12 protein-coding genes are annotated in these 14,313 nt (G+C 65.9%); 1 reads left to right on the forward strand and 11 read right to left on the reverse strand.

What is annotated here, in order from left to right; translation table 11 throughout:
• Positions 1 to 176: 176 nt before the first annotated feature.
• The 11 genes from M5D76_RS08575 to M5D76_RS08625 all read right to left on the reverse strand — a co-directional run bounded on the left by M5D76_RS08575 (position 177) and on the right by M5D76_RS08625 (position 12,787).
• Positions 177 to 1,811: a peptide ABC transporter substrate-binding protein gene (locus M5D76_RS08575; RefSeq protein WP_248922966.1), complete on the reverse strand. Its 1,635-nt coding sequence runs from the start codon at positions 1,809 to 1,811 to the stop codon at positions 177 to 179.
• A gap of 410 nt (positions 1,812 to 2,221) precedes the next feature.
• The gene (gene secG, locus M5D76_RS08580; protein ID WP_248922967.1) at positions 2,222 to 2,470 is read right to left on the reverse strand and encodes a preprotein translocase subunit SecG; all 249 of its coding nucleotides are present in this window, start codon (positions 2,468 to 2,470) and stop codon (positions 2,222 to 2,224) included.
• Positions 2,471 to 2,567: 97 nt separating this feature from the next.
• Positions 2,568 to 4,124 (reverse strand): 2,3-bisphosphoglycerate-independent phosphoglycerate mutase, encoded by a 1,557-nt coding sequence (gene gpmI, locus M5D76_RS08585; protein ID WP_248922968.1) that lies wholly within the window; start codon positions 4,122 to 4,124, stop codon positions 2,568 to 2,570.
• Positions 4,124 to 4,888 (reverse strand): triose-phosphate isomerase, encoded by a 765-nt coding sequence (gene tpiA, locus M5D76_RS08590; protein ID WP_248922969.1) that lies wholly within the window; start codon positions 4,886 to 4,888, stop codon positions 4,124 to 4,126. Before tpiA ends, gpmI begins: the two co-directional genes overlap by 1 nt.
• On the reverse strand, positions 4,881 to 6,077 hold the full coding sequence (locus tag M5D76_RS08595) for a phosphoglycerate kinase (protein ID WP_248922970.1): 1,197 nt from the start codon (positions 6,075 to 6,077) through the stop codon (positions 4,881 to 4,883). Before M5D76_RS08595 ends, tpiA begins: the two co-directional genes overlap by 8 nt.
• Before the next feature lie 102 nt (positions 6,078 to 6,179).
• A complete protein-coding gene (gene gap / locus M5D76_RS08600) occupies positions 6,180 to 7,205 on the reverse strand; it encodes a type I glyceraldehyde-3-phosphate dehydrogenase (RefSeq protein WP_248922971.1) in 1,026 nt (341 codons plus the stop codon).
• A gap of 210 nt (positions 7,206 to 7,415) precedes the next feature.
• A complete protein-coding gene (gene whiA, locus M5D76_RS08605) occupies positions 7,416 to 8,381 on the reverse strand; it encodes a DNA-binding protein WhiA (RefSeq protein WP_248922972.1) in 966 nt (321 codons plus the stop codon).
• A 1-nt stretch (position 8,382) separates the two neighbouring features.
• Positions 8,383 to 9,306: an RNase adapter RapZ gene (rapZ, locus tag M5D76_RS08610; protein WP_248922973.1), complete on the reverse strand. Its 924-nt coding sequence runs from the start codon at positions 9,304 to 9,306 to the stop codon at positions 8,383 to 8,385.
• A gap of 8 nt (positions 9,307 to 9,314) precedes the next feature.
• The gene (locus tag M5D76_RS08615; protein ID WP_248922974.1) at positions 9,315 to 9,665 is read right to left on the reverse strand and encodes a tRNA-binding protein; all 351 of its coding nucleotides are present in this window, start codon (positions 9,663 to 9,665) and stop codon (positions 9,315 to 9,317) included.
• A 100-nt stretch (positions 9,666 to 9,765) separates the two neighbouring features.
• Positions 9,766 to 11,760, reverse strand: coding sequence for an excinuclease ABC subunit UvrC (gene uvrC, locus M5D76_RS08620; RefSeq protein ID WP_248923077.1), 1,995 nt, complete (start codon positions 11,758 to 11,760; stop codon positions 9,766 to 9,768).
• 28 nt (positions 11,761 to 11,788) lie between these two features.
• A complete protein-coding gene (locus M5D76_RS08625) occupies positions 11,789 to 12,787 on the reverse strand; it encodes a lipid II:glycine glycyltransferase FemX (RefSeq protein WP_248922975.1) in 999 nt (332 codons plus the stop codon).
• Between the two features lie 189 nt (positions 12,788 to 12,976).
• On the opposite strand from M5D76_RS08625, the gene M5D76_RS08630 reads away from it, so the two are divergent.
• A complete protein-coding gene (locus M5D76_RS08630) occupies positions 12,977 to 14,278 on the forward strand; it encodes a peptidoglycan bridge formation glycyltransferase FemA/FemB family protein (protein WP_248922976.1) in 1,302 nt (433 codons plus the stop codon).
• The last annotated feature ends 35 nt before the right edge of the window (positions 14,279 to 14,313 follow it).

The raw sequence follows: 14,313 nt of genomic DNA on the forward strand, positions 1-14,313 counted from the left end.
GTTGCCACATTCGCCACATACGTAGCGACATATGTTCCTTATTATAGCGCCGGCCACGTCCCTACACGTAAATAGTGAGAAGAGCTTGGCCTGGCTCCTAAACAGCAGGTGGGGCACCACATTGGGTGCCCCACTCAGCACGTGCTGTCTAGGCTGCGCGATGCCAGCTTCGAGCGTTAGCCCTCGAGCTTGGCGGTGGCGAACTCGCCCTTGTTCTGCGCGTCAAAGTAGAAGTTCTGGATGCGCGCGGAGCCGACCTTGTTGTGACCGTAGAACATGATGGGGATGATGGGCAGGTCGTTGCCGATCATCACGTTGATGCGACGGTACTCGGCCTTGCGGGCCTCCTCGTCGACGATCTGGCGGGCGGCGTCGATGGCGGCGTCGACCTCCTCGTTCTTGTACGCGCTGTAGTTGTTGTCAGCGGTGCTGTAGAAGTTCGGGTAGAGGAAGTTGTCCATCGTGGGGTAGTCGGCGTTCCAGCCGAGGCGACCCACCTGGTAGTTGCCGTCGCCCAGGGCGGTGAGGTAGCTTGCCCACTCCATGGAGGCCTGCTTCACCTTGAGGCCGACGGCCTCGAGGTCGGCCTGGATGATGGACATGATGTCCTCGTGGCCGCCGCCGGAGTTGTAGGAGAGGGTGATCTCGGTGCCGGCAAGGCCGTTGTCGTCGACGATCTTCTTCGCGGCGTCCTTGTCGTACTTGCAGAACTCCCAAGCGTTGGAGGCGTTGTCGTCGATGATGGCCGGGAAGGCGCTGTTGGCGGCCTTGCGGCTGCCCTCGAAGAGGGTGTCGACGATGTTCTGGCGGTTGATCGCGAGCGACATCGCCTTGCGCAGGTTGAGGTCCTGCATGACGGGGTCCTTCATGTTGATGGCGAGGAAGTAGATGGACGCCTCGGCACCAGTCAGGGCCTGGGCACCCTTCGTGACGGTGTAGCCGTCCTTGGAGGTGCCGTACTTGTCGCTGATCTCCTTCAGGCGACCGGCGGGGATGTCGGTGAAGTCCATGTTGCCGGCCTCGAACTCACGGAAGGCGGTGTCCGGGTCCTTCTGGATGGAGAAGTTGATGCCGGCGAGGGTGGCCTTCTGGCCATAGTAGTCGTCGAAGCGGACGACGTTGATGTACTGGCCGCTCTCCCACTTGCCATCCATCTTGAAGGGGCCGTTGCCGATCGGCGCGGTGAGGAACGACGCGGGGTCGTCGAGGGCCGCCTGCGGGACGGGAGCGAGCGCGGGGTGGGCGACGACGTAGGGGAAGTCAGCCATGGGGGCGGTCAGCTTCACCTTGAGGGTGTACTCGTCGGGGCAGGTGACGCCGGAGAGCTCCTTGGCGTTGCCCTCGGAGATGGCGTCGTAGCCCATGACGGGCGCGAGGTGGTAGGAGATCTTGGAGGGCGTGGTCATCTTGGGGTCGCAGATGCGCTCCCACGCACGCTTGAAGCTCTTGGCGTCGACGGTGTCGCCGTTGTGGAACTTGGCACCCTTGACCAGGTGGAAGGTCCACTCGGTCGCGTCGGCGTTGGCCTCCCAGGACTCGGCGGCCTTGGGGACGATCTCCTTCTTGTTCCAGTCGTAGTCGGTGAGGGCGTCGAACAGGATGTGCTCGACCTGGGTGCCCTCAGACTCCTGGGTGTTGTAGGGATCGATGGCGACGGGGTCATTGATGTAGAACTTCATGGTGCCACCGGCAGCGGCACCGGCGCCGGCACCGGCGTCCTTCTTTCCGCAGCCTGCGAGGGCAGCGAGCGCACTTGCGGCGAGGCTGCCCGCGACGAAGGTACGACGACCCATCATCAGCTTATCCGCCATTCTTTCCTCCTATGGTTGCTTCGGCGGGACACGTTGCCCCGCCACCGAAAAACACAGGGTAGACCCCCGCATTATTAGGAATGATTTTTGCGCAATATGCAGGGCTTTGCAAACCACGCGCCGTCCGTCGAATTGTCAGGCGCGTCCAGCAATAATTATGTTGCCGCAGGTACAACAATGGCTTTCGCCGACCGTGAACCCACCCTGAACCCCGATGCCCCACATGAGAGTTAACCGCCAGGAAACAGACCCCCTGGGAAGGCGACCGTGGCCCAGCCGCACGTCCGCCGTCGCGTCGGGGACGCGCGGGCGCGCCTCTCCCCCGCCGAAGCAAAGAGGGGCCTCGCCTGAAGGCGAGGCCCCTCGAATATCCAATGTGTGCCCCCCGGCGAGGGCCATGCTCTTCTCGCCTAGATGACGCCCTGCGGGAAGGTGAGCGCCATGATGCAGACGCAGAGGCCGAAGACGACGGCCGTGATGACCGTGAGTCGGTCGAGGTTGCGCTCCCAGATGCCTGAGCCGGCGGTGGAGTTGTACATCGACGCGGCGATCATGTCGGAGACGCCGGTGCCCTTGCCCGAGTGCATGAGGATAAGGATGATGGTCAGGATCGCCGAGATGGCGAGGATGATCAGCAGAATGACGTTGAGCACACCCACGAGCTACTCCTTTTAGAAAAAGGTCGGCGCCGCATGCGACGCCGACCATCAAGCTTCACACGACAGTGTGAAAGCATATCACACAACGAGCAGATGGCTACTGCTCAACCAGGACCCTCCCCGTCATCTCCTCAGGACGGTCGATGCCCATCATGGCAAGGATCGTGGGGGCGATGTCGGACAGGCGGCCGTCCTCGATGCCGGCAAGCTTCACGGGCTTGTCGTCGACGATGATCAGCGGCACGCGGTTGGTCGTGTGGGCCGTGAACGGCTTCTTCTCGCCGTCGACGACGTCATACATGTGGTCCGCGTTGCCGTGGTCGGCCGTGATGAGGGCGAAGCCGCCCTTGGCCAGGATCGCCGGGATGATCTTGGACAGGCCGTGGTCGACCGCCTCGACGGCCTTGACGGCGGCGTCGACGACGCCGGTGTGGCCGACCATGTCGCAGTTGGCGTAGTTGACCACGTAGAAGTCGGCCTCGTCGTTGGCGATTGCCTCGGCGAGCTTCTCGGTGACCTCGGGCTCGCTCATCTCGGGCTGCAGGTCGTAGGTCGCGACCTTGGGCGACGGGATGAGGACGCGCTCCTCGTTCTTCTTGGGCTCCTCGACGCCGCCGTTGAGGAAGAACGTCACGTGGGCGTACTTCTCGGTCTCGGCGGTGTGGAGCTGCTTGTAGCCACCGTCGGCGAGCACGTCGGCCAGGACGTGGGCCGGCACCGTCTTGGGGTACGCGACGTCGACGTCGAAGGTCGGGTCGTACTCGGTCATGGTGACGAACGAGGAGAGCTTGGGCCACTTCTCGCGAACGAAGCCGTCGAAGTCGGCGTCGGTCATGGCGCGGGTCATCTCGCGGGCGCGGTCGGGACGGAAGTTGAAGAAGATCACGGCGTCGCCGTCATCCACTCCACCGTCGTCGAGCACGAACGGCGTGACGAACTCGTCGCCGCGCGGGTCCTCCTTGTAGTAGTCGAGAAGGCCCTGCTCCGCGGTGGAGGCGCTGACGCCCTTGCCGAGCACGATGGCGTCGTAGGACTTCTGCTCCCTCTCCCAGCGGTTGTCGCGGTCCATGCCCCAGTAGCGGCCGGCGACGGTGCCGACCTTGGTGTCGTTGCCGTGCTCGGCGGACACCTTGGCGCAGAAGGCCTCGAGGTCGGCGAGGAAGCCGGCACCCGACTGGGTCGGGACGTCGCGGCCGTCGGTGAAGGCGTCGACGCGGACGCGCTTGACGCCGCGCTCAGCCGCCATCTCGAGAAGGGCCTCGCAGTGGCTCATCTCAGAGTGGACGCCGCCGTTGGAGATGAGGCCCATGACGTGGAGGGTGCCGCCGTTGGCGACGACGCCGTCCATGGCCTTGGTGAGAACCTCGTTGGCCTTGAAGGAGCCGTCCTTGATCGCGTTGTTGATCAGCGAGAGCGACTGGTACACGATGCGGCCGGCACCGATGTTGAGGTGGCCGACCTCGGAGTTGCCCATCTGGCCGTCGGGAAGGCCGACGTCCTCGCCCGAGGCGCCGAGCGTGGTGGTCGCGTACTTCTCGGTCAGCGAGTCGAAGAAGGGCCTCTTGGCGAGCGAGACCGCGTTCTCGGGGCCGGCGGGCGCGAGGCCGCAGCCGTCCATGATGACGAGAAGAGCGGGGGTGCGAACGTCACTCATTACATTGCCGCCTTAACCATCGCAGCGAACGAGTCGGCCTTGAGGGAGGCGCCACCGACGAGCGCACCGTCGACGTCCTCCTTCTCGAGGAAGCCGGCGACGTTCTCGGGCTTGGCGGAGCCGCCGTAGAGGACGCGGATGCCGTCAGCGGTCTCCTGGCCGAAGATCTCGGCGAGGGTCTTGCGGATGGCGCCGCAGACCTCCTGGGCGTCGTCGGCAGTGGCGGTCTTACCGGTGCCGATGGCCCAGATGGGCTCGTAGGCGATGACGTACTTGGAGGGATCAGAGATCTCGAGGCCCTCGGTGTCCTTCTTGATCTGGTCGACGACGAAGGAGACGTGCTCGCCGGCCTCGCGGACCTCGAGCGGCTCGCCGCAGCAGCTGATGGGGACGATGTCGCGGGCCATCAGGGCCTTGGCCTTCTTGTTGATGTCCTCGTCGGTCTCGCCGAAGTAGCCGCGACGCTCGGAGTGGCCGATGATGCAGTAGGTCGCACCGATGGCGTTGAGCATGCCGGGAGCGGTCTCGCCGGTGAAGGCGCCGGACTCCTCCCAGTAGACGTTCTGGGCGGAGAGGGCAAACGGTGCCTGCTCCTGCTCGATGACCTCGGCGACGCCCTTGAGGTCGACCGCGGGAGGCGCGACGACGACGTCGACGGAGCCGGTGCCGCCCTCGAGCTCGCGAGCGAGGCCCTGGGCGAGGACGACGCCCTCGCTGTAGGTCTTGTTCATCTTCCAGTTGCCAGCAATCATCCTGTTACGCATCGAGAAGCGCCTCCACTCCGGGAAGGGCCTTGCCCTCGACGAGCTCCATGGAAGCGCCACCGCCGGTGGAGATCCAGCTCATCTTGTCAGCCAGGCCGAACTTGTTGATAGCAGCGACGGAGTCACCGCCGCCGATGATGGACGTGCAGTCGGAGTCGGCGACCGCGCGGGCGACGACCTCGGTTCCGTGCGCGAACGCGTCCTTCTCGAAGACGCCCATGGGGCCGTTCCAGAACACGGTCTTGGCGCCCTTGATGGCCTCGGCGTAGAGGGCCTCGGTCTTGGGGCCGATGTCCATGCCCATGCGATCCTCGGGGATCTGGTCAGAGGGGACGGTCTCGATGACGTTGTTCTCGGCGAAGTCGTCGGTCACGACGTTGTCGACGGGAAGCAGGATCTTGACGCCCTTGTCCTCGGCCTTCTTGAGCATCTCGGCCGCGCGCTCGACCCAGTCCTCCTCCTTGAGGGAGGTGCCGACGGTCTTGTAGCCCTTGGCGAGGAAGAAGGTGTAGGCCATGCCGCCACCGATGATGATGGTGTCAGCGGCGTCGATGAGGTGATCGAGGACGCCGATCTTGGAGGACACCTTGGAGCCGCCGACGATGGCGACGAAGGGACGCTCGGGCTCGGAGAAGATCGAGGTCAGGGTGTCGACCTCCTTCTCGAGCAGGAAGCCGGCGACAGCCGGGATGTGGGCGGCCGGGCCGACGACGGAGCCCTGGGCGCGGTGGGCCGTGCCGAAGGCGTCGAGGACGAAGATGTCGCCGTAGGAGGCGAGCTTCTTGGCGACCTCGGGGTCGTTCTTCTTCTCGGCCTTGAGGAAGCGGACGTTCTCGAGGACGAGGATGTCACCGGGCTTGACGGCGGCGACGGCCTCGGCGGCCTTGTCACCGTAGGTGTCGTCGACGAACTTCACCTCGTAGCCGGTGAGCTCGGCGAGCTTCTCGGCGGCGGGCTTGAGGGAGAGCTCGGGCTCGAAGCCGTCGCCCTTGGGGCGGCCGAGGTGGCTCATGAGGACGATGCCGGCACCGTGCTCCTTGAGGTACTTGATGGTGGGGATGGCAGCGCGGACGCGCGTGTCATCGGTGACGTTCTGGTTCTCGTCCAGGGGCACGTTGAAGTCGACGCGCATGATGATGCGCTTGCCCTCGACGTCGACGTCACGAACGGTCTTCTTGGTAAAGGCCATCGTTTCTCCTATCGATACGTGTGCTTACAGAAAAAGGGGCACGGCCGCGGCCCTTGGACCGGCGACCGCACCCCTTAGGTTGCTCGAGGTTAGACGCGCAACTTAGGCGACGAACTTCTCGAAGTACTTGATGGTGCGGACCATCTGCGAGGTGTAGGAGTTCTCGTTGTCGTACCAGGAGGTAACCTGAACGAGGCTCTGGCCGTTGCCGAGGTCCTGGACCATGGTCTGGGTGGCGTCGAAGATGGAGCCGTGGGTCTCGCCGACGATGTCGTGGGAGACGATCTGGTCCTCGTTGTAGCCGAAGGTCTCGGGGATGGTCTCGGCGTAGGCCTTCATCGCAGCGTTGACCTCGTCGACGGTGACCTTCTTGTCAACGACGGCGTAGAGGTTGGTGAGGGAGCCGGTCGGCGTCGGAACGCGCTGGGCGGCACCGATGAGCTTGCCGTTGAGCTCGGGGAGAACCAGGCCGATGGCCTTGGCGGCACCGGTGGAGTTGGGGACGATGTTCTCGGCGCCGGCGCGGGAGCGACGGAAGTTGCCCTTGCGCTGGGGGCCGTCGAGGATCATCTGGTCGCCGGTGTAGGCGTGGATGGTGGTCATGATGCCGGAGACGATGGGGGCGAAGTCGTTCAGACCCTTGGCCATCGGGGCGAGGCAGTTGGTGGTGCAGGAGGCAGCGGAGATGATGTTGTCCTCAGCGGTCAGCTGCTCGTGGTTGACGTTGTAGACGATCGTGGGGAGGTCGTTGCCCGCGGGAGCGGAGATGACGACCTTCTTGGCGCCAGCGTTGACGTGGGCCTGAGCCTTGTCCTTGGAGGTGTAGAAGCCGGTGCACTCGAGGACGACGTCGACGCCGAGCTTGCCCCAAGGCAGGTTGTTGGCGTCCGCCTCCTTGTAGATGGTGATCTCCTTGCCATCAACGATGATGGAGTGATCGGTGGCGGAAACCTCGTGATCACGGGAGTAGTTGCCCTGAGTGGAGTCGTACTTCAGAAGGTAGGCGAGCATCTCCGGCGAGGTGAGGTCGTTGATCGCGACGATCTCGGAGCCCTCGTGACCGAACATCTGACGGAAGGCCAGACGGCCGATGCGACCAAAGCCGTTAATAGCAACCTTAACTGCCATGCTATCTCCTTTCACGAGACCACTCGGGGCCCTTCCCCAAGCTGGCCTAGTAACAAGCACTTTTGCCATCTTACTAAAACTCGTGGACCAAGGGATGAATTCTGATGCATACATCCCGAAAAAACACCCATTGCAAATAGATGACTACGCATGCGTATTCATTTTCGGGCCTAAAGACGCAAGGGGGCATCGGCGGACGGCAGCCCACGTCTAGCGAGTGGCAGAGGTCGTGTCGTCTGCAGAGGCCGCGATCTTCTCGTCCACGAGGGACTGAAGCCTGAGGAAGCGGTGGTACATCGCGGACTTGGAGGCGGGAGGCGAGCAGCGCTGGCCGAGCGCGGCAAGGGAGACGTCGGGGTTGGCGCGGCGCAGGAGGCAGAACTCGCGCAGCGCCGGCGGCAGGGCGCGCAGGCCGATGAGGCGCTCGGCCTGGGCAATGAGCTGCACCTGGTCGGCGGCGGCGCCGGTGGAGCGCGCCTGGTTGGCAAGCTCGGCGTTGACGCGTCGGTTGACGTCGTTCTTGAGCGACTTCATGTGGCGGACGTTCTTGACCGCGAGCGCGCAGCGGCGGGCGCCCATGGCCTTGAGCAGGCAGATGATGTCGTCGAAGCTCTTGACGTAGATGGCGTAGGCGCCGCGGCGGCGGTTGAGGCGGGCGGAGACGCCGAGGGCCGAGAAGAGCTCGACGAGGTCGTGGGCGAACTCCTCCCCCGAGACGGCGATCTCGAGGTGGAAGTCGCCGCGCGGGTCGGCGATGAACCCGCCGGCCATGAAGGCGCCGCGCACGAAGGCGCGCCGGCAGCAGTCGTTCTGGACGAGGTCGCGCGCCACGCCCGGAGCGAGGCCGCGGCCCGGGAGCAGGATGCCGAGGCGCTCGAGGTCGGCCTCGAGCTCGTCCTGCTCGGGCACCTCGATGAGGTAGTTCCTCGTCTTGTGCAGATTGGAGTGGCGCACGGTGAGCGGGGTCTCGAGGTCGAACAGCTCGTGGGTGAGCTTGATCATGGTTCGCGCGACCGCGCCGGTCTCGGTGGCGACGCGCACCGAGTAGCGCCCCGGTCCGTGGAAGGAGAGGGTGCCGCAGACGCGCGTGATGGCGGAGAGCTGCGCGTAGGCGCACAGATCGCAGTCACCCTCGACGCGCGAGAGCTCGTCTTTTACCTGGGCCGTGAAGGACATGTCACCTCGCAGACGCGCCGTGGGGCAGGTTGCGGTGCGAGAGCGTCACGTGGTAACCCTGCTTGGTGAGGTAGTCGGCCGTGACGTTGGCGATGGCGACGCTGCGGTGCTGGCCGCCCGTGCAGCCGACGGCGATCGAGAGCTGCGACTTGCCCTCGGCCACGTAGCCGGGCATCACGACGTCGAGGAGGTGGCGCCAGGCCTCGAGGAAGCGCTTCGTGACGTCGTTTCCGAGCACGTAGGTCGCGACCTTCTCGTCGTTACCCGTGAGGGTGCGCATCTCAGGGTCGTAGAAGGGGTTGGGCAGGAAGCGCACGTCGATCATGAGGTCGGCCTCGGCGGGCATGCCGTGCTTGAAGCCGAACGAGAACACGTGGACGTCGAGCAGCTGCTGCTCGGTGAGCTCGGAGAAGCTACGGCGGATGCGCGAGCCGAGGGCGGCCGTGCGCATGTGGCTCGTGTCGAGCACGAGGTCGGCGCGCTCGCGGACGCCGGCGAGCTGCGCGCGCTCGCGGGCGATGGCGCTCTCGAGGGACTCGCCGGGGCCCGCGATGGGGTGACGGCGGCGCGTCTCCTTGTAGCGTCGCATGAGCACCTCGTCGGAGCAGTCGAGGAAGAGTACCTTGACCGTGAGCTCGTGCTGCTCGAGCTGGGCGAGGGCGTCGGTCAGCTCGTCGAAGAGGCCCTGGGCGCGCAGGTCGCAGGTGACGGCGAGGTGGCGTCCCACGCCGGTGTTGATGCCCACGAGCGACGCCAGGTCGAGCACGAGGCGCGGGGGCAGGTTGTCGATGCAGTAGTAGCCCATGTCCTCGAAGACATGCATGGCCTGGGTGCGGCCAGACCCCGACATGCCCGTGATGATCACGATGTCGGGGACGCGGTCCGCCGCGGCGGCGGTGCGCATCTGTTCGTTCGCGTCAGCCATGCGCTCCCCTAGCAGAGCCTCGTGCCGTTGGGCACGCTCTTCTCGAGCGTCGCGATGACCGAGTCGATGCCGTCGTCGTAGCCGATGTCGAGCAGCATCCCCTCGCTCACCATGCCGGCCATCTTGCGCGGGGCCATGTTGACGAGGAAGAGCGTCTGCATGCCCTCGATCTCCTTGGGGTTGGCGCGCTCCTCCTTCAGGCCGGTGAGGATGGTGCGCTTGAAGTCGCCGAAGTCGACGGTGAGGGCGACGAGCTTCTTGGAGCCCTCGACGTCGTCGACGCGCTCGATGGTGCCGACGCGGATGTCGAGCTTGTCCCAGTCGTCGTAGGTGACGTTGTCCTTGACAGGTGCGCCCATGCAGACTCCCTCCGTCGTTTCTGCGGTCGGCCCGGGCGGGCGGCCCGGGGCTCACCCCAAAGCTTACCCCACGCCCGCGGGCGGCGGGGTGGCTCACATGTTAGTCGTTCGCGGCGGCCGGGCCCTCGGCGCCGGCGGCCCTCTCGGCGACCTCCGCCGCCTCGCCCTCCCAGGCGCGCAGCGTCTCCCACACGTCGCGGGCGACCTGCTCGGGGACGCCCTTGACCTCGGCGATCTGCTCCGGCGTGGCCGCGCGCAGGCGCTTCAGGGAGCCGAAGTGGCGCATGATGGCCTTGCGCCGCTTGGGGCCGACGCCCTCGACCTCGTCGAGGATGGAGACCGACTGGGCCTTGGTGCGGAGCTCGCGGTGGAAGGTGATCGCGAAGCGGTGCGACTCGTCGCGCACCTGCTTGATGAGGTAGAGCGAGGCAGAGCCCGACGGCAGGACGACGGGCGTCTCGTCCCAGGGGACGAAGACCTCCTCGTCGGACTTGGCCAGGCCGCAGACCGGGATGTCGAGCCCGAGCTCGGCGAGCTGCGTCATGGCAGCCGTGAGCTGGGGCTTGCCGCCGTCGACCACGAGCAGGTCCGGGGCCGTGGCGGCGAAGCGCTCGTCGGCCATGCGCTCGGGGCTGTAGCGCCGGCCGAGGACCTCCTGCATGGAGACGAAGTCGTTGGCCTCGTCGAGCTCGGTGCGGATCTTGAAGCGGCGGTACTGCGACTTGTCGGGGCGGCCGTTGGTGAAGACGACCATGGAGGCGACCGTGAAGGCGCCGTGCAGGGTGGAGATGTCGAAGCACTCGATGCGCAGGGGCGGCGCGTCGAGGGCGAGCGCGCTCTCGAGCTGGAGCAGGGCCTGGTTGGTGCGGTCGTCGGCGTAGCCCGTGCGCACCATGTAGCGCATGAGGGCGTGACGGGCATTGCGCGACGCGAGCTCGAGGAGGTGGCTCTTCTCGCCACGCATGGGACGATGCAGGTGACAGACGTGGCCGCGCTTCTCGGAGAGCCACTCCCCCAGAAGCTCGGCGTCGGGCAGGTCGACCGTGACGTCGACCTCGGCCGGGATGTCGGCGGTCTCGTCGTAGTAGCGCTTGACGAAGCCCTCGACGAGCTCGTCCTCGTCGACGTCCATTCCCTTGTTGAGGATGAACTCGCTCGTGCGGATCGTGCGGCCCTCGCGCACGACGAAGACGCAGGCGCACGAGATCGTCTCCTCGCGGTAGATGCCGATGAGGTCGATGTTGACGCTGGTGGGGAACGTCACCTGCTGGCGGTCGTCGAGGCCGGAGATGACCTCGATGCGGCGCTTGAGGCGGCCCGCGCGCTCGAACTCGAGGTTCGCGGCGGCCTCGGCCATCTGCTCCTTGAGCTCGCCGATGATCTCGCCGCGACGGCCGGCGAGGAACTGCTCGACCTGGCGGATGTTCTCGGCGTAGTCGACCGTGGTGATCTGGCCGCAGCAGACGCCGGGCCCGCGCCCGACGTGCGAGTCGAAGCAGGGGCGGCCCTGCTTGGCGAGGACGATGTTGGCCACGGCCGCGTCGTCGGGGTGGGCCTCGAGGTAGCGGCGCGTGCGCTTCCACTCGGCGCAGGAGGCGATGCAGACGGGCACGGCCTTGCGCAGGGTGTCGATGGTCTCGCGGGCGGCGCGGGCGTCGGTGTAGGGGCCGAAGTAGCGCGTGCCCTTGCGATGGCGCTCGCGGGTGTACTTGATCGCGGGGAAGACGTCGGACTCGGTGATCGCGATGCAGGGGTAGCTCTTGTCGTCCTTGAAGTCGACGTTGAAGTAGGGGTGGTACTGCTCGATGAGGTTGCGCTCGAGCACGAGGGCCTCGTGCTCGGACTCGACCACCACGTAGTCGAAACCCCTCACGACCTGCATCATGAGGGGGATCTTGGCGCGGTCGTCGGTCAGGTTCACGTACTGGAACATGCGCGACCGCAGGTTCTTGGCCTTGCCGACGTAGATGACCTCGCCCTTGGCGTCCTTCCAGAGGTAGCAGCCGGGGCTCGTGGGGACCTGGCTCACCTGCTCGGCGATCGAGGGGGCGCCCTGCTCCTCCGGGAGGGGCGCCTCGCCCGAGAGGTCGGGCATGTAGCCGGGGTCGCGGATGGTCATGGGGCTAGTCGCGGCTCGTGTCCTGCTGGGCGTTGCCGCGCTCGTTGCGCACGCGCCTAATCTCGAGGGCCTTGTCCATCACGTGGAAGAGCATGCCAAGCGGCTTGTCGTGGGTCTCGACCCAGTAGGTGGGCTCGGGCACGAACAGCAGCTTGAAGTCGCTGATGCCGTCGTTGAGCAGGCCGTTGAGGTCGTAGAGCTTGGCACCGGCCTCCTTGGCGGCGCGGATGGCGACCCACTTCATGTAGTAGTTGGCGCGGCTGCGCTTGCCTGCGTCGGAGACGGCGCCCCACAGCTCGAAGGCGCAGCCGCCCTTGGACGTGACGTTCCAGAGGAAGGCCTGCAGCTCGCCGTCCTTCTCGGCGACGAAGAGCTGCTGGGAGCCCTCGAGCGCGGTGAAGGCCGTGCGGTAGAACTCGTCCTCGTGGATGGGGAAGCCGTCGGCCTCGGCAGTCTGGTGGTAGAGGGCGAGGATGGCATCGAGGTCACGCTCCTCGCCGGGGCGCACGACGACGCCGTCGCGCTCGCCCTTGCGGATGTACTGGCGGCACTTGCGGTTGGGGATGCCGGCCATGATCTCGTCCTCGGGCCTGGTGAGGTCGATGACGGCGGTCTTGTTGATGAGCGAGGTCTCGCTCTTCTCCCACCCCTCGCTCCAGTCGAGCTCGGCGACGGCCGGGTCGACCTTGAGGCTCTGGGCCTTGGTGTGGGCGCGGCACCACTCGGCGGCGGTGTCGGCGACCTCCATCAGGCGGCCGTCAGCGGAGAACGGCCCGCGCGGGGCGTAGGCGATGGCGCCGAAGGGCCAGGGCATCTTGCGGACGAGCACCTGGGCGCCACCAACGCTCGTGCCGTCGGAGTCGAGCATCTCGAGGCGGTGCGCGCACCACGGACCGGTCTGCTCCTTGAGCGAACCCCACTGCCACATCTGCATGGGGTGGGCGCCGAAGCCCTCCGCCAGCTCGTTCCAGTCCTGCTCAGTCGTGATAACGCGAACGTCCATTGGCCAGCCTTCCTGCACTCGCAGTTGCTTTTTTCTAGTCCATCCTACTTGACCTGCGCACGGACGGCCCGCATGGGCACAATAATTACCAAGAGAACATGTGTGCTTGCACCAAGGGTACCTGCCCCCACGTGGGCGCGCGATATAATTTCTGGGCTAACGCACACGGACAAGGAGGGTCACAACCTCATGAGATCATTCGCGTTCGAAGAGCTGGGCACCGAGGAGTTCGACGAGTTCAGCGCGACACACCCGCAGGGCAACTTCCAGCAGACCTCCCTCATGGGAGAGGTTCGCACCAGGAGGGGCATCGAGGTCCGCTACCTGGGCGTGCGCGAGGACGGCAAGCTGGTCGCCGCCGCCGAGCTCGAGATCCACAAGAGCAGGCTCTCCACCTTCGCCGAGGTCCACAACGGGCCGCTCTGCGACTTCCACGACGCCGAGCTGACGCGCTTCCTCTTCGAGAACCTCGCCCGCGTCGCCGACGAGGCGGGCTGCGCCCAGATCGAGATCACGCCCGACAAGCCCTGGGCCGTCCGCACCTCCGACGGCGAGGAGCTCGAGGAGGGCACCGAGCGTCCCGCCGGCGTGCCCGACGGCGCCCCCGCGGGCGTCGACCAGGCCTCCTTCGACAACATCGTCGCCTGCGGCTTCGTCCACGACGGCTTCGACCGCCAGTACAACGCCGTGCCGCGCTGGCGCTACCTCAAGGACCTGACGCCCTTCGAGGACGACGCCAAGCTCCTCTCGTCATATAACAAGAACACCAAGCGCAACGTGAAGATCGCGCGCAACAGCTCCGTCCACGTCGAGCGCGCGAGCCGCGAGGACCTGCCGACCTTCCACGCGCTCTGCGAGAAGAGCTGCGAGAAGCAGGGCTTCGAGAACCGCCCGCTCGAGTACTTCGAGCTGCTCTACGACTGCCTGGGCGACAACGCCGTCTTCTACATCGCCTACTTCGACGCGCGCGCCTTCCTCAAGTCGTGGGAGGACAAGCGCGACGGCTTTGCGCGCGACATCGAGCACCTCGAGGAGCTCGAGCGCGAGAAGGGGCCGCTCTCGCCCAAGAACCAGAAGAAGCTCAACGACGTGCGCCCCAAGTACGAGGCGTCCCTCAAGCGCATCGAGAGCGCCCACGCCTACCTCGAGGAGGGCGAGAAGATCCCCGCCGCCGCCGCGCTGTTCTGCTTCCACCCGCGCGAGTGCGTCTACCTCTTCTCCGGCTCCGATCCGAAGTTCGCCAAGTTCTACGCCGCGACCGCGATCCAGCACCGCATCATGAGCGACTGCATCGAGCGCGGCTGCGGCCGCTACAACTTCTACGGCATCGACGGCATCTTCGACGACCCCGACGACCCCGGCCGCGGCCTGCTCGAGTTCAAGCAGGGCTTCGCCGGCTACGTCGAGGAGATGATGGGTTCGTTCACGCTGCCCGTAAAGCCGGGCGTCTACAAGCTCAAGCAGGTCGCCCACAAGATCCTGGGCAGGTAGCGCCAGCCGCTTCGCACTCAGCCATCAGAGGCGTC

The organism is Olsenella intestinalis (assembly GCF_023276655.1).
GTDB lineage: Bacteria > Actinomycetota > Coriobacteriia > Coriobacteriales > Atopobiaceae > Olsenella_J > Olsenella_J intestinalis.

Coding starts and splice junctions, on each gene's coding strand:
- uvrC (WP_248923077.1), bottom strand. CDS start 11,760: ATGCCCGACCTCTCGGGCGAGGCGCCCCTCCCGGAGGAGCAGGGCGCC.
- M5D76_RS08630 (WP_248922976.1), top strand. CDS start 12,977: ATGAGATCATTCGCGTTCGAAGAGCTGGGCACCGAGGAGTTCGACGAG.
- gap (WP_248922971.1), bottom strand. CDS start 7,205: ATGGCAGTTAAGGTTGCTATTAACGGCTTTGGTCGCATCGGCCGTCTG.
- whiA (WP_248922972.1), bottom strand. CDS start 8,381: ATGTCCTTCACGGCCCAGGTAAAAGACGAGCTCTCGCGCGTCGAGGGT.
- M5D76_RS08615 (WP_248922974.1), bottom strand. CDS start 9,665: ATGGGCGCACCTGTCAAGGACAACGTCACCTACGACGACTGGGACAAG.
- gpmI (WP_248922968.1), bottom strand. CDS start 4,124: ATGAGTGACGTTCGCACCCCCGCTCTTCTCGTCATCATGGACGGCTGC.
- rapZ (WP_248922973.1), bottom strand. CDS start 9,306: ATGGCTGACGCGAACGAACAGATGCGCACCGCCGCCGCGGCGGACCGC.
- tpiA (WP_248922969.1), bottom strand. CDS start 4,888: ATGCGTAACAGGATGATTGCTGGCAACTGGAAGATGAACAAGACCTAC.
- M5D76_RS08625 (WP_248922975.1), bottom strand. CDS start 12,787: ATGGACGTTCGCGTTATCACGACTGAGCAGGACTGGAACGAGCTGGCG.
- M5D76_RS08595 (WP_248922970.1), bottom strand. CDS start 6,077: ATGGCCTTTACCAAGAAGACCGTTCGTGACGTCGACGTCGAGGGCAAG.
- M5D76_RS08575 (WP_248922966.1), bottom strand. CDS start 1,811: ATGGCGGATAAGCTGATGATGGGTCGTCGTACCTTCGTCGCGGGCAGC.